Origin of the sequence: Buttiauxella gaviniae (genome assembly GCF_040786275.1) — a bacterium.
GTDB lineage: Bacteria > Pseudomonadota > Gammaproteobacteria > Enterobacterales > Enterobacteriaceae > Buttiauxella > Buttiauxella gaviniae_A.
Genome location: NZ_JBFMVT010000002.1, coordinates 384104 through 404132, shown reverse-complemented (window position 1 = coordinate 404132; position 20029 = coordinate 384104). Strand labels below are relative to the sequence as shown.

Genomic DNA, 20029 nt, shown 5'->3' with positions numbered 1-20029 from the left:
TTTCTCCTGTTGTGCTGGCAATTGTAAAGCTGTTTGCCCGGGATCAAAAAACTCGGCATTAGCCATAAAATTGCTCAAAATTTATCCATAATATAAGTGTGTGTTATTGATTCAAACCACACGGAGGGTAAATGCATGACTGGGGAGCCACTCAAACGCGATCTCTTGAAAAAGATGATCATCGCAAAAATAGACGTTGCCGCTTATCTCGCTCTGCGAAAAGCGAAAGGTTACATGTCTGTTAGTGAAACAGAGCATCTACGCGATAACTTATTCGATTTGTCTAATGAATACCGTGAAAAGACGTTACGTCTCACCGCCTATCTGTCGGTTCAGGAAATGGAGAGCATGAACCAGGGGATTAATGCAGTCTGTTCGGCCGCTGTTTGCCTGATGACCGGGCGCCATGATTGCCCGCAATATATCGCTATCGATGCCGATAAACTCGAAGGCTGTTTGATGCAGCTTTCCCGTAGCCTGAAAGATATTATGGGCCACCAACTGGCTGTTGAAACCTGATGATATTTGGGGGAGGAGACTCCCCCAATTTAAGTTTTTGTAAAATTACCGCCCCGCAATTCCTCAATGACTAACCTTATCGGGTAGATACGATAAGGAGAAGGCTATGCCCCGGTCGTCATTTCGAACATTACTCGCTGCGACATTACTACTTTCTGCAACCGTCACCTGGGCCGAAGAGGTTAAGGTGGACGTGCTACAAAGTAAGCTCGATCACCCCTGGTCTTTAGCTTTTTTACCTGGTAATCAGGGCATGCTCATCACGCTGCGCGATGGTCAACTACGCCGCTGGCAGCCTGGCGAAGGCTTAGGCGACCCGATCGTTGGCGTACCAAAAGTCTGGGCGCATGGGCAAGGCGGCTTGCTGGATGTGGTGCTGGCCCCTGATTTTGAAAAAAGCCGCCGCGTATGGCTGAGCTTCTCTGAAGCGGATAATGATGACAAAGCGGGAACCGCCGTGGGTTACGGCACGTTGAGCAGCAATTTGCAGCGGCTGGAAAACTTCAAAGTGGTCTTCCGCCAGACGCCAAAACTCTCAACCGGCAATCACTTTGGCGGGCGCATGGCGTTTGATGGCAAGGGCTATCTGTTTATCGCGCTCGGCGAAAACAACCAGCGGCCCACGGCGCAGGATCTCGATAAGCTGCAGGGCAAACTGGTGCGCCTGACGCAAGATGGCGAAGTCCCTCCGGATAACCCGTTCGCCGGTAAACAGGGCGCGCGCAGTGAAATCTGGTCATACGGGCACCGTAATCCGCAGGGTATGGCGTTTAATCCCGCTAACGGCGAACTATGGCTTAACGAGCATGGCCCGCGGGGTGGGGATGAAATCAATGTGGCGCAGCCAGGCAAAAACTACGGCTGGCCGCTTGCGACGTGGGGCATCAATTACAGCGGATTACCGATTCCTGAAGCAAAGGGTGAGATCGTGGCCGGTACCGAACAACCGATTTATTACTGGAAAGTTTCGCCTGCGGTGAGCGGTATGGCGTTTTATAACGCCGATAAATTCCCGCAATGGAAAGGGAAGCTGTTTATTGGTGCGCTAAAAGAGAAAAACCTGATTGAGTTGACGCTTTCGGGCGATAAAGTCACTGAGCAAAAACGGCTGTTGGATGAGCGTGGCGAACGAATTCGCGATGTGCGCGTCGGCCCGGACGGCTATCTTTATGTCCTGACCGACGAGTCTGACGGGCAATTGCTGAAAATTAGCCCTGCGAGTTAAAACCTGGCTCGATTTTGTAAGGTGGATAAGCGATAGCGCCATCCACCGTTTACACAGGGTTGTCGGATGTCGCTACGCTAATCCGACCTGGGAAAAAGCTATATCAGCAGACTCATTCCGTTAGCATTTCTAGCTCAGCGGAATCATCACGATTTTCTTGAACGCTGGGCGCTGGGTCAGTTGCTGATACCAGCGTTGCAGGTGGGGGAACGCATTCCACTCCACATCCAGGTTAAGCAGATTGTAGAGGGTTGGACCCAGGGCAATATCGGCCACACTAAACGCCTCACCGCCTAACCACGTCTGTTTGGCGAGTTCGGCGTCGATAATGGCAAACAGCGTATTGCACTGAGCGATGCTATCGGCAATCAGCTTTTCATCGCGCAATTCGGGTGCGGTACGCACCAGGCTGAAAAATACGCCGCGATGCGGGCCTGCGAGCGTTGTGCCTACCCAATCCATCCATTTTTCACCGGCTGCGCGGGCGGCGGGTTCTGCAATCCACAACGTCTCTTTGCCGTATTGGGCCGCCAGATAACGCACGATGGTATTGGATTCCCAAAGCGTCAGATTCGCGGTGTCATCATGAAGACACGGCACCAGCGCATTGGGGTTCATCGCCAGGTATTCTGCATCCTGCGTTTTGCCAAATTTCCCGCCAGCAGGAATTGAGTCATACGCCACGCCTAACTCTTCCAGACACCACAACACTTTTTTAACATTTGTAGAATTGTTTCTGCCCCAAACAGTGATCATTTTGTTTCCTCATTCGTTGGTTTGCTCCTCAGTATGCCGTGCGCTGGCGAAGAAAACAGCACGTAAGCTTAACGGCAGCTAAAAAACTCATTAACGTGGCGGCAAGTGATACAGTTATCGAATAAACTTAAAAAACTTTACCAACGCTATGTTTCTTTAAGCGGATTCACACGTTAGCTTACTGGCAACTTGAACGATTGAGTAACGGCGTGCGTCGTGACTTTTTTAGAATGGATACTGGGTGGTGTTATGAAAACTTTGCAAATACCTGCTTCCTTACGAGCATTACTGGCAGGAACGACCCTGCTTTTGGTGGCCGCACCTGCGATAAGCGCAGAACAAACTGCGGATGCGCCGCAAGTTGATGCTAAAGCCTGGATTTTAATGGATTACGCCAGCGGTAAAGTGTTGGCAGAAGGCAGCGCCGATATGCAACTGGATCCGGCGAGTCTGACGAAACTGATGACCAGCTACGTCGTAGGCCAGGCGCTGAAGGCTGATAAAATTAAGCTGACGGATATGGTGACCATCGGGAAAGATGCCTGGGCAACCGGTAACCCGGCGCTGCGTGGTTCTTCGCTGATGTTCCTCAAACCGGGCGATAAAGTCTCGGTTGAAGATTTGAATAAAGGCGTGATCATTCAGTCAGGCAACGATGCCAGTATCGCGATTGCAGATTATGTGGCGGGCAGCCAGGATTCATTTGTCAGCCTGATGAACAACTACGCGCAAAAGCTCAATCTCACCAACACCACGTTTAAAACCGTTCACGGCCTGGATGCGCCGGGGCAGTTCAGTACCGCACGTGACATGGCGCTGCTTGGCAAAGCCCTGATTCATGATGTGCCGGAAGAGTACGCCATCCACAAAGAGAAAGAGTTCACCTTCAATAACATCAAGCAGCCGAACCGTAACCGCCTGCTGTGGAGCTCTAACCTCAACGTTGATGGTATGAAAACCGGGACCACCACGGGGGCCGGTTATAACCTGGTCGCATCGGCAACCTCCGGCGACATGCGCCTGATTTCCGTGGTATTAGGCACCAAAACCGACCGTATTCGTTTTAATGAAAGTGAAAAACTGCTGACGTGGGGCTTCCGCTTCTTCGAAACCGTGACGCCGATTAAACCGGATGCGACCTTTGTGACGCAGCGCGTGTGGTTTGGCGACAGCAGCGAAGTTAACCTTGGCGCAGGCGAAGGCGGCTCGGTCACCATCCCGCGCGGTCAGTTGAAAAACCTGAAAGCGAGCTTCACCCTGAACCAGCCGCAGTTGACCGCACCGCTGAAAAAAGGCCAGGTTGTTGGCACTATCGATTTCCAGCTTAACGGTAAATCTATCGAACAGCGCCCGCTGATGGTGATGCAGGCGGTGGAAGAAGGTGGTTTCTTTAGCCGTATGTGGGACTTCGTGTTGATGAAGTTCCATAGCTGGTTTGGAAGCTGGTTCTAACCGTTACCACTCGAGTTGAATATTCTGCGACGCGGCATGCGCAACAAATGCTGCGTCGGGTTTTTCATCGCTGATAATCAGATCAAAAGCAGACAGTGGCCCCATGCATGCGGCGCGTACTTTGCCGAATTTGCTGCTGTCCACCACCAGAATACGCTGCTGCGCCATCGATAATGCCCAGTGTTTTACCGGCAATTCATCCAGATTAAAACAGGTGGCTCCGTGGCGAGTGTGGACGCCTGCCGCCGAGAAAAAAGCGATGTCCGGGCAAAAGTTGTTCAGGCATTCCTGGAAGTTAATCGGTTTGAAAATCGCATTACTGGCGTGAAATTCGCCCCCGCTTAAAATCACCCGGCAGCCGGGTTTATCCTGCAACGCCAGAAAAGTATTTAACGAATAACACACGCCGGTAAATTCCAGCTCATCATCCAGGGCTTCAATGATGTAAGGCGTGGTGGTGCCGCAATCAAAAAATACTGTCTGATGGCGGCGCACCCGTGCTGCGGCAAGGCGCGCAGCATGGCGTTTTTCTTCGATACGGCGGGTTTTTTGATCGCTTAACAGATAGTGGTTGGCGGTGACGCTGCGGGGTTCAAGAACAACATACCCCCCCAATAACACGACGGGGCCGGGTTCACTGCTGAGATCTCGGCGAATGGTCATTTCAGAAACGCCCAGTAAAGCGGACGCTTCTTTAAGATGAATTTTGTCGCTGCGTTTAAGCGCCTGAATCAGGCGGTTGATGCGTTCGTCGCGCCGGGTTTCCATATGAGCAACTAAACCTTTTTGTTCCTTCTCTTTTGGGAGAGGGTTAGGGTGAGGGCGTTAATTACCGCATCTTACCTTTGCTCAAAGGCTTAGTCACGCACCCAACCTTTACGGATGAGCAGGGCAAAACAGAAACGGTAAACCTGGTGTAACCGCGCGTAAATCCGCGCACCAAAACCGTTCCAAAGCATTTGCGCCAACAGGCAAGAACATAACCCCACCAGCAAACCGCCAAGCATGTCCAACGGCCAGTGCACGCCAAGATAAACTCGCGACCAGGCAATCGCGCAGCCGATGGCAAAGAGCACAACGCCTGACCACACGCGATGCCAGCACCAAAATGCCAGCGCGAAGGTGAAAATCACGGTGCCGTGATCGCTTGGGAATGAGTCGTCCGGCGCATGGTGCAGGAAGTTATAGCCAAAACCGGTGACAAAGGGCCGGTCGTGCGGGAAAGCATGGCCGATAATCCATGATAGCGACACGCTAATGAGAATCGCCATCGCCGTCTTAATCACTACCGCACGCTGAGCGGTCATCAGGCGGGGTTGCCCCCACAGCCAGAGAATGGCAATCAGCATCGGTACGATGTTAATCAACTCATTGGCGATAAAAATGGCGAGCTTAATCAGCCACTCAGGTGACGCAGGTGTTGCATTAATCAGCAGGAAAAGAGTCTGATTGAGTTGTTCGATCATAACGATTTTGGTTCCTTAACCAACCCTGTGGAGACGATGCCGTACACCACCACTTGTGTTAACCAGACCCACCAACCTGCCCACAGGTTGTGGCTGAAAAAATGAGCCCCGCGCATCACCTGGCCATAACCCATCACCAGACCCAGTACGATGCCGAAAACCAGGCTTCCCCACGCGAGGCGAGGACGTTCGCGATAAAACAGGAAAAACAGCGCCATGACGCCGAAACCACTGGAGGAGTGCCCCCCAGGGAAGCATCGCCCGGGCCCGCTGCCGTCAGGCACTGTGCTAAACAGCGGGTAGGAAATCGCTTTCCCGCCGTACTCCACCAAATCCCACGGGCAAGAGTGATGGCTGGTGGCTTTCAGGATGCCAACGGTTAACGCGCCAAGCCCAAACAGCACCGCCACTAATACGGGGCGCGGCTGGCGGCGAATAATGCCATACAACAAACAGATAACTCCCGCAGCAATAACGATTTGTTTGATCAGGCGGTGGTTTATCAAATCCAGCAGCCTATCTTTTTGCAGCGGGAAACTGTGCGTTGCCGCGTCAAACCAGTAACCCGTCAGCAGATGGTCTAAACCTTCATCCCGTGAAAGCCAGGTGAACACCAATGCGAGCAAAAACAGGCTCAAGAACTGATAAAGGTAAAAGCGCAGCGGCAGACGGTAAAGCAGGTTTGTCTTATTTGTCATGTCATTGGGTGTTTAAGTCCAGGCCAGGCGGGAAGCATACGTAGAGGATATTAAGAAAACCTTAAACAACAGAACAATCGGCGCAGTATCGTCAATAATTCACTATCTACTGCACAGGCAATTTATTACACTTTGAGCGTTTTTCTTCCCTTTTGAGTTTCTCATGCAAAATAACAAACGACTGGGTCGCCAGGCACTGCTGTTCCCGCTGTGCCTGGTACTCTATGAATTTTCTACGTATATCGGCAATGATATGATCCAGCCCGGCATGCTGGCGGTTGTCGAACAATACAACGCGGGAATCGAATGGGTGCCGACCTCTATGACGGCGTATCTGGCAGGCGGCATGTTTTTACAGTGGCTGCTGGGCCCGCTTTCCGACCGTATTGGCCGCCGTCCAGTGATGCTCACCGGCGTGGTGTGGTTTATCGTCACCTGCCTCGCAACGTTGCTGGCGCAAAATATTGAACAATTCACCATTCTGCGGTTCTTGCAGGGGGTGAGCCTGTGCTTCATCGGCTCGGTGGGATACGCGGCGATTCAGGAATCTTTCGAAGAAGCGGTGTGCATTAAAATTACCGCGCTGATGGCGAATGTGGCGTTAATTGCGCCGCTACTTGGCCCGCTGGTTGGGGCCGCCTGGATTCATTACGCGCCGTGGGAAACCATGTTTGTGCTGTTTGCGGCGCTGGCGGCGTTTTCATTCTTCGGGCTACACCGCGCGATGCCGGAAACGGCGACGCGGCTGGGGGAAAAACTCTCGCTGCGCGATTTAGGCCACGACTACAAACTGGTGCTCAAAAATGGTCGTTTTGTCGCGGGGGCGCTGGCGATTGGTTTTGTTAGCTTGCCGCTGCTGGCGTGGATTGCGCAATCCCCGATTATTATCATCAGTGGTGAAAAGCTTTCGACCTATGAGTATGGCCTGTTACAAGTCCCTATCTTTGGGGCATTGATTATCGGTAACCTGGTGCTGGCGCGTTTAACGTCGCGTCGGAGCGTGCGTTCGCTGATCATTCTTGGCGGCTGGTGGATTGTTCCGGGGCTCGTGGTTGCTGCCGTCGCAACCGTTGTGTCAACACATGCCTATTTGTGGATGACTGCAGGGCTGAGTCTCTATGCGTTTGGTATTGGCCTGGCGAACGCAGGGCTGGTGCGCCTGACATTGTTCGCAAGCGATATGAGTAAAGGGACAGTATCGGCAGCGATGGGGATGTTACAGATGTTTATCTTCACCGTGGGTATCGAAGTGAGCAAGCACGCTTATCTGTTTGGCGGCAATGGACTGTTCAGCCTGTTTAATTTGCTGGGCGGTGTTATCTGGCTAGGTTTGATGTTTATGTTCTTAAAAGATAAGAGCGTGGGCAATCGAACAGATATTTAAATGTATTGTCGTAAAAAAGACCTCGAATTTTCGGGGTCTTTTTTTAGCTTTCCCCCTGACCTGCCTGCATTAGACGTTTTCCTAAAAGCTCTTAATCTTTAATTTTATTTACATTTTTGCGGGCAAATAATATTTGCTGTTTATATACTGGTAGTAAAGCCCAGCGCGAAAATCTGGGTGAAGAGTGACGGGTATAAACAGGGGGCAAGGGATGTTGCTTAAAAAATTGCACGGTTTTCGACTGTCAGCGCTGACGTTTGGGCTGGCACTCAGTTTCGCTCCACTGTTTATGGCGCAGGCAGATGAACCCGCGGTGGTTCCATCTGACAGTTCTGCGGTAAGCATTGAACCTGGTAGCTCGCCTGAGCAGCCATTACCACAATCAGCGGCGACCGCCAGTATGGTGGGCGCTTTGCCGCTGGACTCCACCGGCATGTCTGCTGCACAAAGCCGCTCTCAACTGGTTGCCCATTTGCCTGCGGGATACACGCCCGTTTATCTCAATGCGCTCTCGGCATTCTATGCTGCTCGCGAAATGAAACCGATGTGGGAGAACCGCGACGCGGTTAAGGCTTTCCAGCAACAGCTCGCTGAAGTGGCTATTTCAGGTATCCAGCCGCAGTTTACCACCTGGGTTGAGCTGCTTACCGATCCTTCTGTTACCGGTTTAGCGCGTGATGTCGTTTTATCCGACGCGATGATGGGTTATCTGCAATTTGTCTATGGTATCCCGACCGAAGGCAACCGCTGGCTGTACAGCTCCAGACCTTACAAAATGCAGACCCCACCCATCTCTGTGATTAACCAATGGCAGGTGGCGGTCGATCAGGGAACATTAGTCAGCTTTGTTGAGACATTGGCCCCGCAGCATCCGCAATACGCCAAACTGCATCAGTCGCTGGTGCATTTGTTAAGCGATTCTCGTCCGTGGCCGCAGTTGACCGGGAGCGAAACATTGCGTCCCGGTCAGTGGAGCAATGACGTTCCAGCCCTGCGCGAAATTCTCGCCCGCACCGGCATGCTGCAAGCGGAGCCTGCGATTCCGTTGCCAGAACGAGAGGGGGCATCGACGGCAAGCGTGGCGGTCAGTCCATCAGCCATTCAGGTTGATAGCGAACAGGTGGTTCAAAAGACTCCCGACGCCGTCGCCGGTAAGAAAAAGAAATCAACCCCAGCCGTGCGCAGCGCTTACAGCAAAGAGCTGGTCGAGGGTGTGAAACGTTTCCAGAAATGGCAGGGATTAGGTGTTGATGGCTCTATTGGGCAGTTAACCCGCAACTGGCTGAATGTGACGCCGCAGCAGCGCGCTTCGCTTGTGGCATTAAATATCCAGCGCCTGCGCCTGCTGCCGAAAAAACTCGATACCGGCATTATGGTTAACATCCCCAACTATTCGCTGAGCTATTACCTGAATGGGAATGAAGTGTTGGCTTCGCGCGTCATCGTTGGGCGCCCGGACCGTAAAACGCCAATGATGAGCAGTGCACTTAATAACGTGGTGGTTAACCCGCCGTGGAATGTGCCGCCGACGCTTGCGCGTAACGACATTTTGCCGAAAGTTCACCAGGACCCGGGCTATCTGGATCGCCATGGTTATAGCGTTCTGCGGGGCTGGAGCAATAATGCAGAAGCGATAGACCCGTGGCGCGTTGACTGGGGCACCATTACTGCCAGCAATCTACCTTTCCGCTTCCAGCAAAAACCAGGGGCGCAGAACTCGTTAGGGCGTTACAAATTTAATATGCCAAGTTCGGATGCGATCTATCTGCATGATACGCCGAATCACAACCTGTTCCAGAAAGATGCGCGAGCGCTAAGTTCGGGCTGTGTCAGGGTTAACAAAGCCTCCGAGCTTGCAAACATGCTCTTGCAAGATGCGGGCTGGAACGATGCCCGGATTTCGAGCCAGCTCAAAGACGGTAGCACCAAATATGTGAATATTCGCCAGACCATTCCGGTGAACCTTTACTACCTCACGGCGTTCGTCGGTGACGATGGGCGCACGCAGTACCGTACAGATATTTACAATTACGATCTCACCGCGCGATCCGGCGCACAAATCCTTTCAAAAGCTGAACTATTGATCCGGTAAATGCAGTAATTCTAATGAATTAGCGGTCGTAATAATTGTAAAACACCTCCGGGCCCTCTACAGGGCCCAGTTTTACTGGGTTTTGCACGCCTTGACTCACTTTGTTTTGGCAGTTAAGGTGCGGAGCTGTGCGCCTGAAGTGCATATTATTTGATCGTTTTTACCTGTAAACCTGGACATCATGGACAAATTTGACGCAAACCGCCGCAAGCTGCTGGCGTTGGGTGGCGTGGCTTTAGGTGCCGCTCTGCTCCCAAAGCAAGCGTTTGCCACACTCTCAACACCGCGCCCGCGCATTCTGACTCTTAATAACCTGCATACAGGCGAGTCACTGAAAGCCGAATTTTTCGATGGTAAAGGCTATATTCAGGACGAATTAGCAAGGCTCAATCATTTCTTCCGTGATTTTCGCGCGAATAAGATTAAATCCATCGACCCGAAATTATTCGACCAGCTTTACCGCCTGCAGGGTTTATTAGGAACCAATAAACCGGTGCAGTTGGTATCCGGCTATCGTTCCCTGGATACGAACAATGAACTCCGCGCCCATAGTCGAGGTGTAGCGAAAAAGAGCTATCACACCAAAGGCCAGGCGATGGATTTCCATATTGAAGGGATTTCGTTAAGCAATGTTCGCAAAGCAGCATTATCTATGCGCGCGGGTGGTGTAGGATACTACCCAAGCAGCAACTTTGTGCATATTGATACCGGGCCACTAAGGCACTGGTAAAACAACGGAATCCGGCGAGTGCTGCCGGTATTGGAGCATCATGAACTATCACATTATTCCGGTCACCGCTTTCGGCCAAAACTGTTCGCTGATTTGGTGTGAAGAAACTCAACAGGCAGCGCTGGTTGACCCAGGCGGTGAAGCTGAAAAGATCAAGCAGCAGGTTGCGGCGAAAGGCGTAACGCTAACGCAGATCCTGTTAACGCATGGTCATCTTGACCACGTAGGTGCGGCGGCTGAACTGGCTGAGCATTACGGCGTACCCGTGGTTGGGCCGGAAAAAGAAGACGAATTTTGGTTGCAGGGTCTACCTGCGCAGAGCCAGATGTTTGGCCTTGAAGAGTGCTTGCCGTTGACGCCTGACCGTTGGCTAAATGAGGGTGAGACGGTTTCAGTAGGGAATGTCACTTTACAGGTGTTGCATTGCCCGGGCCACACGCCAGGCCACGTCGTTTTCTTTGACGCGCAATCCCAGTTACTGATTTCCGGTGATGTGATTTTCAAAGGCGGAGTGGGGCGTAGCGATTTCCCACGGGGTGACCACGCGGCGTTAATCGATTCTATTAAACGTAAGCTGCTGCCGCTGGGCGATGATGTGACGTTTATTCCAGGTCACGGGCCGTTGTCTACGCTTGGCTACGAGCGACTGCACAATCCGTTCCTGCAGGACGAATTACCGGTCTGGTAAAACGAGAAGAGCCGCTAGTGCGGCTCTTTTTAATTTTGTCGCTCGGATTCGCGTAGTGACATCCGGCAACTCTCGTTCATTTTACAGTACAGCGACAATCGCTTCACACAGCGGGGCCATATTGTCAGGCGTCATGCCTGCAACGTTGACGCGCCCGGATGCTACGGCATATACACCAAACTCTTCACGTAAACGCAGCACCTGCTCTTTGGTTAGGCCGCTGAACGAGAACATGCCGTTCTGGTTGATGATAAAGCTAAAGTCACGGTTCGCCCCTTTCTCTTGCAGAGTATTCACGAACAGCTGACGCATACGGTGAATGCGCTGACGCATGTCGGACAGCTCTTGCTCCCAGATAGTACGCAGGGCCTCGTTGCTCAGGATTGTGGCAACAACGGAAGCACCGTGGGCTGGTGGGTTAGAGTAGTTTGCACGAATCACAGATTTCATTTGGCTGAACGCACGGTCGACGGTATTGGCATCCGCAGCAACCAGCGTACAGGCGCCTACGCGCTCATTGTAGAGGCCAAAGTTCTTAGAATAGGAACTGGCAACAATCAGCTCTTGATGGCTTGCGGCAAAGATACGCAGACCTTCGGCATCTTCTTCCAGACCGCGAGCAAAGCCCTGATAGGCGAAGTCGAACAGCGGCAGCCAACCCTTAGCCTGTGACATTTCTGCCAACACTTTCCACTGTTCAGCCGTTGGATCGATACCGGTTGGGTTATGGCAGCATCCGTGGAACAGCACCACGTCGCCCGCCTGGGCAGCTTGCAGGCTGTTGATCAGACCCTCGAAATTCAGAGAGTGGTTCTGGGCGTCATAATAATCATATTCGCACACTTCTAAACCGGCAGAGTTAAAGACACTCTTATGGTTCGGCCAGCTAGGATTGCTCACCCAAACACGTTGCGTGGTGGTGTTTTTAGCGAGGAAATCTGCAGCCACACGCAGGGCACCGGTGCCGCCTGGCGTTTGTGCAGTGCGAGCGCGTTTGGATGCACTCAGCGCGTTACCTTTCCCGAACAGTAATTCCTGGGTGCAACGGCCAAATTCTGGGATACCGTCAATACCGAGATAGTTCTTGGTGTTCTCATTTTCCAGCAGATAAAGCTCTGCTTTTTTAACGCTGGTCAAAACCGGCGTTTTACCCGTTTCATCTTTATAAACACCAATGCCGAGGTTAATTTTTGTCGGACGGTCATCGGCGCGAAACAGATCGGCCAAACCCAGAATGGGATCGGCTGGGGCAGCGGTAATGTTCTCAAACATGACGAGTTTCCATTTTGATATCGAGGGAGTAACGCTCTCAGGTTAACTGCTGTTTTAGCAAATGCCAACCGTTTGCAACAAAAAGAGACAGGGCTCGTCACAAGTTAATTTTTCCTGCTTTTCAGGCATAAAAAAACAGGGCCGAAGCCCTGTTTTTAAACCATCCTGCAACCAACGTTGCTGGATAATTAGAACTGGTAAACGATACCAACAGTTGCCAGATCGTTAGTATTAACATCAGACTGAGCAGTGTAGCTGTTGTCGTCCAGCAGGTTGAACTGGTATGCAGCGTATACGTTCATGTTTTTGTTGAAGTAGTACCATGCACCCACTTCTACGTATTTAACCAGGTCAGCATCGCCGCCGCCGAAGCCACCGCGTGCTTTCAGGTCTTTACCTTTAGACTGCACGTAACCTACAGATGGACGCAGGCCGAAGTCGAATTGGTATTGAACCACAGCTTCGATGTTCTGAGTTTTGTTTGCGAAGTTGTTGTCAGCTTCACGAGTCATGTTCTGAGTTTCAGCATACATAACTGCAGCGTATACGTTGTTTGCATCGTATTTAGCAGCGGTTGACCATGCTTCAGCACGGCTACCGTTAGCGCTTGCCCAGTTAGCGCTGTTGCCAGCAGCAACTTGCTCATCAGTACGGTCAGCATTTTCATAACCAGCTGCAACGCTGAAGCCTTCGCCCAAGTCATAAGTTACCGCGGTGCTTACGCCTTCGCCGTTCGCTTTAGCGCCGTTGCCGCCGTAACCGATAGTTTTAACGGAACCATCTTCGTTATAGGTAGCTGCAATTGGGTTGCTACGCTCGTTTTTGCCTTGGTATTGAACTGCAAATGCCAGACCATCAACCAGACCGAAGAAGTTGCTGTTACGATAGGTCAGAACGCCAGTAGTACGGCCGTTCATGAAGTTGTCGGTAGCAGCCCAAGAGTCGCCGCCCCATACAACCAGCATATCAGTGTAAGCAGCTACATCGTAGATTGCACCGTAGTTACGGCCGTAATCCAGGGAGCCTGCATCACCAAATTTCAGACCAGCAAATGCCAGACGGGTTGCAGTGCTTTGAGCGCCTTCCGCATTGGAAGCGTTCATGTTGTATTCCCACTGACCGTAACCAGTCATCTGGTCATTGATCTGGGTTTCACCTTTGAAGCCAACACGGGCATAGGTGCTGTCGTTGTTATTGCTTTTGCCTTCAGTTGTCCACTGATGCTCACCTACAGCTTTACCGTAGAAGTCCAGTTTGTTGCCGTTTTTGTTATAGATTTCTGCAGCGTTAGCTGCACCGGCTACCAGCAGAGCAGGGATAACCACTGCCAGAATATTGCGCTTCATCATTATTTATTACCCTCATTAGTTTTTTTGTGACACCTGCCACTGCCGTCAATAATTCTGTACGGAACTATTGATGAGAGTTTGGTGTCTTTCTGTATCTGTCAGGCATCTTTCCATCCATGAAACCGTTTCGCTAGCCAGAAAGTGCTACAAACATCGAGAGTGAGTTACAAAAAGAAAGTATATGTAACTAAATATGTATTTTATGGAACTTTGTGAACCACCTCAAACTTCTTCGCCGCTTCGTATAAAAAACCAACTTCCTTAACATATATATATGAATTACTTATGTTTAATTCGCATAACTGAAAAGTGGTCATACTTTTCATTAACATTTGTACATTCTTTGAGTCATTTTTAGATGTCCAGACATCTGTGCAAAAATGACGCAAATATGCTAAGCCCGCTAATAAAATGCGTGCGCCAGCGAAAAGTAAGGTTATTTTGTGTTTGTCTGTTTCACAGACACAATTGGTAACGGGGGAGTTGCGGAATAGGGTTGAAATTGACGTTTGTTTAACGTTCGTTGAAGAAAAAAGACGTTGCGGTAACAGGTACAAAAAAGGCCAGCGAGGCTGGCCTTAATAAATCTGACGGCTTAGAAGTTCGCGTTGCGTGGTGTGCGTGGGAATGGAATCACATCACGAACGTTCTGAACGCCGGTCACATAGGCAATCAGACGCTCAAAACCAAGACCGAAACCGGAGTGCGGAACAGTGCCGTAACGACGCAGATCGCGGTACCACCAGTAGTCTTCTTTATTCAGACCCATCTCAGCCATACGCGCATCCAGCACATCCAGACGCTCTTCACGCTGAGAACCCCCGATGATTTCACCGATACCCGGCGCTAATACGTCCATTGCGGCAACGGTTTTACCGTCTTCGTTAAGGCGCATATAGAACGCCTTAATATCTTTCGGATAGTTTTTCACTACCACTGGCGCTTTGAAGTGCTGCTCAGCAAGATAACGTTCATGCTCGGAGGAGAGATCTACGCCCCAGTAAACGGGGTTCTCGAATTTCTGACCACAGTTTTCAAGAATTGTAACCGCGTCGGTGTAATCAACCTGGGCAAAGTCAGCTTCGATGAAGCGCTGTAAACGTTCCACTGCATCTTTGTCAACGCGCTCGGCGAAGAACTGCATATCATCCATGCGCTCGTCCAGTACGGCTTTAAAGACATACTTCAGCATCGCTTCAGCCAGGCCTGCTACGTCGTTCAGGTCAGCAAAAGCCACTTCTGGCTCGAGCATCCAGAACTCCGCCAGGTGGCGGCTGGTGTTGGAGTTTTCTGCGCGGAAAGTTGGGCCGAAGGTATAAACCTTGGACAACGCACACGCATAGGTTTCGCCGTTCAACTGGCCGGATACGGTCAGGAACGCTTCTTTACCAAAGAAGTCTTTATCGAAATCAATTTTACCTGCATCGGTGCGCGGCAGGTTTTCGAGGTCGAGCGTAGAAACGCGGAACATCTCGCCTGCGCCTTCGGTATCAGAGGCGGTAATCAGCGGAGTAGAAACCCAGAAATAACCCTGCTCATGGAAGAACCGGTGCAATGCTTGCGCAAGGGTATGACGCACGCGAGCGACAGCGCCAATCATGTTGGTGCGCGGACGCAAGTGGGCAACTTCACGCAGATATTCAATGCTGTGGCGTTTTGCCGCCATTGGGTAAGTATCCGGATCGTCAACCCAACCGGTGACTTCCACGTCGGTGGCCTGGATTTCAAAGCTCTGGCCCTGACCGAGAGACTCTACAACTTTACCGGTGACCACAACGGAGCAGCCGGTGGTCAGGCGCAGTACGTCATCATTGTAATTAGGTAGAGAATTATTAATGACGGCCTGTACAGGAGAGAAGCAGGAACCGTCATAGACGGCGAGGAAGGAGATACCAGCTTTTGAATCTCTACGAGTACGCACCCATCCGCGCACGGTGACTTCTTGGTCAACGGCTACGCGGCCCTGGAGTACGTCGGCTACAGGCACAACGCTCATATTTTTCTCTCTATTAATTAGTCAGTGACAAAAAAAATAATTACCCACAATCGGGGGTTATCTATGTTACCTGTCGCGAGCAATCAGACAAGCAGAAATCGCATCCGGATATGAAATAAAGAGGCAGAAGAGGCCCATAAACCGGATAGTTTCGGTTTATGGGTTTTATTTGAATCAGCTGGCTTTTTTAACCTGCGGTAAATCGAAGGCTTTACGCAGTGCGCGTACGAAGGCTTTATCGTGGCAAATGGTTTTGCCGGGGCTGTCAGAAAGTTTGGCGACCGGCTTGCCGTTACACTCCACCAGCTTGATAACAATATTCAGTGGCTTAACCTGCGGAATATCGCACGTCAGACGGGTACCAATGCCAAAACTCAGATTTACAAGCGTGCAGAAATGGCGATAAAGCTCAATGGCTTTCGGTAAATCGAGATTATCGGAAAACACCAGCACTTTGGTTTTCGGGTCAATGCCCAGCGCTTCGTAGTGAGCGATTGCTTTTTCGCCCCATTCAACCGGATCCCCGGAATCATGACGCAGCCCTTGATAAAGGCTTGCGAACGACAGGTCAAAGTCGCGTAAGAAAGCATCCATGGTGATGCAGTCGGTCAGCGCGATGCCGAGTTTATCAGGATATTCATCAAGCCAGGCCTGAAGCGCCGCGCGTTGGCTATTCGCCAGAACCGGGCTAATTTGTTGATGCGCCTGGAACCATTCGTGCGCCTGAGTGCCCATTGGGGTTAAATTCAAGCGGTGCGCTAAATCGTAGTTGCTGGTACCCACAAACCACGTTTCTTGTTGCAGACGGCTCGCAATAGCCTCCTGCACTTCACGAGAGAAACGGCGGCGCGTGCCGAAATCCATCAGGCGGAATGCGCTCAGATCGATATCTGCCGTCAGTTCTTTGAACTCAACTAGTTTGCTTTCCAGGTGTTCCAGCGCCATTTGCGGGGTGACGCCAGGCGAGCGGTGTTGATGCACCACTTCGCTTATCACCGCCAACAAAGGTACTTCCCACATAATCACTTCCAGCCATGAACCGGTCAGACGGATGTCTAAGTGACCGTTGTTATTGCTGATATGCACCTGAGTGGGGTCGTAGCGGAAAGTACGCAGCCACGTGAGATAATCTGCTTTAAAGAAAGGCAGAGTGTTCAGGAAAACAAACTCCTCGTCGGTAAGCGCGAGGTGCTGCATTAAATCAACCTGTTCACGGATGGCATCTGCATAAATACCCAGCAGATCGTCACCGCGGCAACGGAACTCGGCCGCGACGCTCACGTCGTGATAACGGTGGAATACCGCCTGCTGCATATGAAGCTTATAGGCGTCAGTATCCAGAAGCGTTTGCAAAATCGGGGAAGCGTGTCGTGTCATGGCGCGTTGCAGCATCCTCTCACAGGAGCGTTTCCATCAAGGGCTAAGCAGATAAAAGACGCAGGAGTATACCCTGATTATCTGTTTATTAAACCCGGATCACAATATAACCGTCATACTTCGAGCTGTGGGGGTGTTGGCTGCACTCACTTACCGTCTAACCACAACTCGAATTATTTAGGTTATAACGAACATTTCGTGATGGTCGATGGCAATTCGTGCCGCTTGTTATAACAATGTTGAAATTCATGTGAGAAGCCCAGAAAAGATGATGATTCTGCGTGGCAACATCAGGGCAACAGGAATAGACTGAACTCCGCAAACTTACCGATGATGTATAAGGTTTTTTATGACACAACAGCCACAAGCCAAATATCGCCACGACTACCGTGCGCCGGATTACACGATTACCGATATCGATTTGACCTTTGACCTTGATGCCACAAAAACCCTGGTCACCGCCGTTAGTCAAATTAACCGCCTGGGCGCGGCAGATGCGCCTTTGCGTCTTGACGGTGAGGATCTGACGCTGGTTTCAATCGATGTTAACGGTGCCGCCTGGGAAAATTATCACCAGGAAGAGGGTGCACTGATCATTGAATCACTGCCGGAAACCTTCACGCTGACCATCGTGAATGAAATCAGCCCTGCAACGAATACCGCGCTGGAAGGTCTTTACCTTTCTGGCGATGCGCTTTGTACTCAGTGTGAGGCCGAAGGTTTCCGCCACATTACCTGGTATCTTGATCGACCAGACGTTCTGGCGCGCTTCACCACCAAAATCATCGCCGATAAAAAACAATATCCTTTCCTTTTATCTAACGGTAACCGCATTGCCGAAGGCGAGCTGGATAATGGCCGCCACTGGGTGCAGTGGCAAGATCCATTCCCGAAACCTTGCTATCTGTTTGCGCTGGTAGCGGGTGATTTCGACGTGCTGCGCGATTCCTTCAAAACGCGTTCAGGCCGTGACGTGGCGCTGGAACTGTTTGTCGACCGCGGCAATTTAGATCGCGCAAGCTGGGCGATGACCTCTCTGAAAGCCTCGATGAAATGGGATGAAACCCGTTTCGGCCTGGAATACGACCTCGACATCTACATGATTGTCGCCGTGGACTTCTTCAATATGGGCGCGATGGAGAACAAAGGCCTGAACGTCTTTAACTCTAAATATGTGCTGGCGCGAGCGGAAACGGCGACGGATAAAGATTATCTCGATATTGAGCGTGTTATCGGTCACGAATATTTCCATAACTGGACCGGCAACCGCGTAACGTGCCGCGACTGGTTCCAGCTAAGCCTGAAAGAAGGGCTGACTGTTTTCCGCGATCAAGAATTTAGCTCTGACCTGGGTTCTCGCGCGGTTAACCGCATTCAAAACGTGCGCACCATGCGTGCGATGCAGTTTGCTGAAGATGCAAGCCCGATGGCGCACCCAATTCGCCCGGATAAAGTTATTGAAATGAATAACTTCTATACTCTGACGGTGTATGAGAAGGGGTCTGAAGTTATCCGCATGCTGCATACCTTGCTTGGCGAAGAGAATTTCCAGAAAGGCATGCAGCTCTATTTTGAGCGCCATGACGGTAGTGCTGCGACCTGCGATGATTTCGTTCAGGCGATGGAAGATGCGTCGAATGTTGACCTGTCACACTTCCGCCGTTGGTACAGCCAGGCCGGTACGCCAGTAGTCACCGTTCGTGATGACTACGATCCGGAAAAAGAGCTGTACACGCTGACCATCAGCCAGACGACGCCGCCAACCGCTGAGCAGCAAGAAAAGCAGCCGCTGCATATTCCGTTCGATATCGAACTGTATGACAACGAAGGCAAAGTCATTCCGCTGCAAAAAAATGGTCACCCGATTCACCATGTGCTGAATGTGACCCAGGCCGAACAGACATTTGTCTTTGATAATGTCTATTTCCAGCCGGTTCCGTCTTTACTGCGTGAGTTCTCAGCGCCGGTGAGACTGGAGTACAAATGGAGCGATCAGCAACTGACATTCCTGATGCGCCATGCGCGTAACGATTTCTCCCGTTGGGACGCCGCGCAAAGTCTGCTGGCAACCTACATCAAACTGAATGTAAACCGTAGCCAGCAGGGTCAGCCGTTATCGCTGCCGCTGCACGTTGCCGATGCGTTCCGCGCCATTCTGCTTGATGAGAAAATCGATCCGGCGCTGGCGGCAGAAATTCTGACGCTGCCGTCGCAAAATGAAATTGCCGAGCTGTTCCAGAAAATCGATCCGCAGGCGATCGCTGCCGTGCATGAAGCATTGACCCGCACGCTGGCAAACGAACTGGCTGACGAATTCCTCGCGGTTTACAACGCCAACAAACTCGATGCTTATCGCGTTGAACATGCGGATATCGGCAAACGTGCGCTGCGCAATACTTGCCTGCGTTATCTGGCTTTCGGCGAGCAACAGCTTGCGGAGCAACTGGTGCGTAAGCAGTATGAAAGTGCAGATAACATGACGGACTCTATTGCCGCCTTGTCTGCATCTGTTGCCGCACAATTGCCATGTCGTGCAGAACTGCTGGCCGCGTTTGATGAGAAATGGCATCAGGACGGTCTGGTCATGGATAAATGGTTTGTCTTGCAAGCCACCAGCCCGGCCGCAGATACGCTGAGCAAAGTGCGTGAATTGTTGAACCACCGTTCATTTAGCATCAGCAACCCAAACCGCGTTCGTTCGCTGATTGGCGCGTTTGCTGCGGGTAACCCGTCTGCATTCCATGCACTTGATGGCAGCGGGTATCAATTTATGGTGGAAATGCTCAGTGAGTTGAACCACCGTAACCCGCAGGTGGCGTCGCGTCTGATTGAGCCATTGATTCGCCTCAAACGCTACGACGTGAAACGTCAGGAGATGATGCGTGCGGCGCTGGAGCAACTAAAAGGGCTGGAGAATTTGTCGGGCGATCTGTTCGAGAAAATCACTAAGGCATTGGCGTAAAAGGACTTGTAAGGTGGATGGCGCTATCGCTTATCCACCCTACGAACCCGATGTAGGTCGGGT

16 protein-coding genes are annotated in these 20029 nt (G+C 51.3%); 8 read left to right on the top strand and 8 right to left on the bottom strand.

Translation table 11 applies throughout. From position 1 onward, the window contains the following. The first annotated feature begins 135 nt into the window (after nucleotides 1-135). Both AB1E22_RS02590 and AB1E22_RS02585 read left to right on the top strand, forming a co-directional pair. Entirely contained in the window at nucleotides 136-519 is a 384-nt protein-coding gene (locus AB1E22_RS02590) for a biofilm formation regulator BssR (RefSeq protein WP_367593953.1), read from the top strand. A gap of 106 nt (nucleotides 520-625) precedes the next feature. Continuing rightward, nucleotides 626-1744 (top strand): PQQ-dependent sugar dehydrogenase, encoded by a 1119-nt coding sequence (locus AB1E22_RS02585; protein ID WP_367593952.1) that lies wholly within the window; start codon nucleotides 626-628, stop codon nucleotides 1742-1744. 129 nt (nucleotides 1745-1873) lie between these two features. On the opposite strand, the gene AB1E22_RS02580 is transcribed toward AB1E22_RS02585, so the two are convergent. After that, on the bottom strand, nucleotides 1874-2500 hold the full coding sequence (locus tag AB1E22_RS02580) for a glutathione S-transferase family protein (RefSeq protein ID WP_367593951.1): 627 nt from the start codon (nucleotides 2498-2500) through the stop codon (nucleotides 1874-1876). A 249-nt stretch (nucleotides 2501-2749) separates the two neighbouring features. Between AB1E22_RS02580 and dacC the strand changes: the two genes are divergently transcribed. Next, nucleotides 2750-3952: a serine-type D-Ala-D-Ala carboxypeptidase gene (dacC, locus tag AB1E22_RS02575; protein WP_367593950.1), complete on the top strand. Its 1203-nt coding sequence runs from the start codon at nucleotides 2750-2752 to the stop codon at nucleotides 3950-3952. A 3-nt stretch (nucleotides 3953-3955) separates the two neighbouring features. On the opposite strand, the gene deoR is transcribed toward dacC, so the two are convergent. The 3 genes from deoR to AB1E22_RS02560 all read right to left on the bottom strand — a co-directional run bounded on the left by deoR (nucleotide 3956) and on the right by AB1E22_RS02560 (nucleotide 6116). After that, complete coding sequence (deoR, locus tag AB1E22_RS02570; RefSeq protein WP_367593949.1) at nucleotides 3956-4720, bottom strand: DNA-binding transcriptional repressor DeoR; 765 nt, start codon at nucleotides 4718-4720, stop codon at nucleotides 3956-3958. Between the two features lie 89 nt (nucleotides 4721-4809). Then, nucleotides 4810-5418 (bottom strand): undecaprenyl-diphosphate phosphatase, encoded by a 609-nt coding sequence (gene ybjG / locus AB1E22_RS02565; RefSeq protein WP_367593948.1) that lies wholly within the window; start codon nucleotides 5416-5418, stop codon nucleotides 4810-4812. Next, entirely contained in the window at nucleotides 5415-6116 is a 702-nt protein-coding gene (locus AB1E22_RS02560) for a phosphatase PAP2 family protein (protein ID WP_367593947.1), read from the bottom strand. Before AB1E22_RS02560 ends, ybjG begins: the two co-directional genes overlap by 4 nt. A gap of 163 nt (nucleotides 6117-6279) precedes the next feature. Between AB1E22_RS02560 and AB1E22_RS02555 the strand changes: the two genes are divergently transcribed. The 4 genes from AB1E22_RS02555 (at nucleotide 6280) to AB1E22_RS02540 (ending at nucleotide 11010) form a co-directional block, all read left to right on the top strand. Then, nucleotides 6280-7500 carry an MFS transporter gene (locus AB1E22_RS02555; protein WP_367593946.1) on the top strand — a complete coding sequence of 407 codons (1221 nt, stop codon included), beginning with the start codon at nucleotides 6280-6282 and terminating at the stop codon, nucleotides 7498-7500. Nucleotides 7501-7711: 211 nt separating this feature from the next. Then, the gene (ldtD, locus tag AB1E22_RS02550; RefSeq protein ID WP_367593945.1) at nucleotides 7712-9592 is read left to right on the top strand and encodes a L,D-transpeptidase; all 1881 of its coding nucleotides are present in this window, start codon (nucleotides 7712-7714) and stop codon (nucleotides 9590-9592) included. 181 nt (nucleotides 9593-9773) lie between these two features. Then, nucleotides 9774-10322, top strand: coding sequence for a DUF882 domain-containing protein (locus AB1E22_RS02545; RefSeq protein ID WP_367593944.1), 549 nt, complete (start codon nucleotides 9774-9776; stop codon nucleotides 10320-10322). 40 nt (nucleotides 10323-10362) lie between these two features. Next, complete coding sequence (locus tag AB1E22_RS02540; protein WP_367593943.1) at nucleotides 10363-11010, top strand: MBL fold metallo-hydrolase; 648 nt, start codon at nucleotides 10363-10365, stop codon at nucleotides 11008-11010. 81 nt (nucleotides 11011-11091) lie between these two features. Here the strand turns inward: AB1E22_RS02540 and AB1E22_RS02535 are convergent, their stop codons facing one another. The 4 genes from AB1E22_RS02535 to pncB all read right to left on the bottom strand — a co-directional run bounded on the left by AB1E22_RS02535 (nucleotide 11092) and on the right by pncB (nucleotide 17004). Then, entirely contained in the window at nucleotides 11092-12282 is a 1191-nt protein-coding gene (locus tag AB1E22_RS02535; protein ID WP_367593942.1) for an amino acid aminotransferase, read from the bottom strand. Between the two features lie 188 nt (nucleotides 12283-12470). Next, on the bottom strand, nucleotides 12471-13631 hold the full coding sequence (locus AB1E22_RS02530) for a porin (RefSeq protein WP_367593941.1): 1161 nt from the start codon (nucleotides 13629-13631) through the stop codon (nucleotides 12471-12473). Nucleotides 13632-14226: 595 nt separating this feature from the next. Continuing rightward, nucleotides 14227-15627 carry an asparagine--tRNA ligase gene (gene asnS, locus AB1E22_RS02525; RefSeq protein WP_367593940.1) on the bottom strand — a complete coding sequence of 467 codons (1401 nt, stop codon included), beginning with the start codon at nucleotides 15625-15627 and terminating at the stop codon, nucleotides 14227-14229. 174 nt (nucleotides 15628-15801) lie between these two features. Continuing rightward, nucleotides 15802-17004, bottom strand: a complete 1203-nt coding sequence (gene pncB / locus AB1E22_RS02520; RefSeq protein ID WP_367593939.1) for a nicotinate phosphoribosyltransferase — start codon at nucleotides 17002-17004, stop codon at nucleotides 15802-15804. Between the two features lie 349 nt (nucleotides 17005-17353). On the opposite strand from pncB, the gene pepN reads away from it, so the two are divergent. Further along, a complete protein-coding gene (gene pepN, locus AB1E22_RS02515; protein WP_367593938.1) occupies nucleotides 17354-19966 on the top strand; it encodes an aminopeptidase N in 2613 nt (870 codons plus the stop codon). Nucleotides 19967-20029 lie beyond the last annotated feature (63 nt).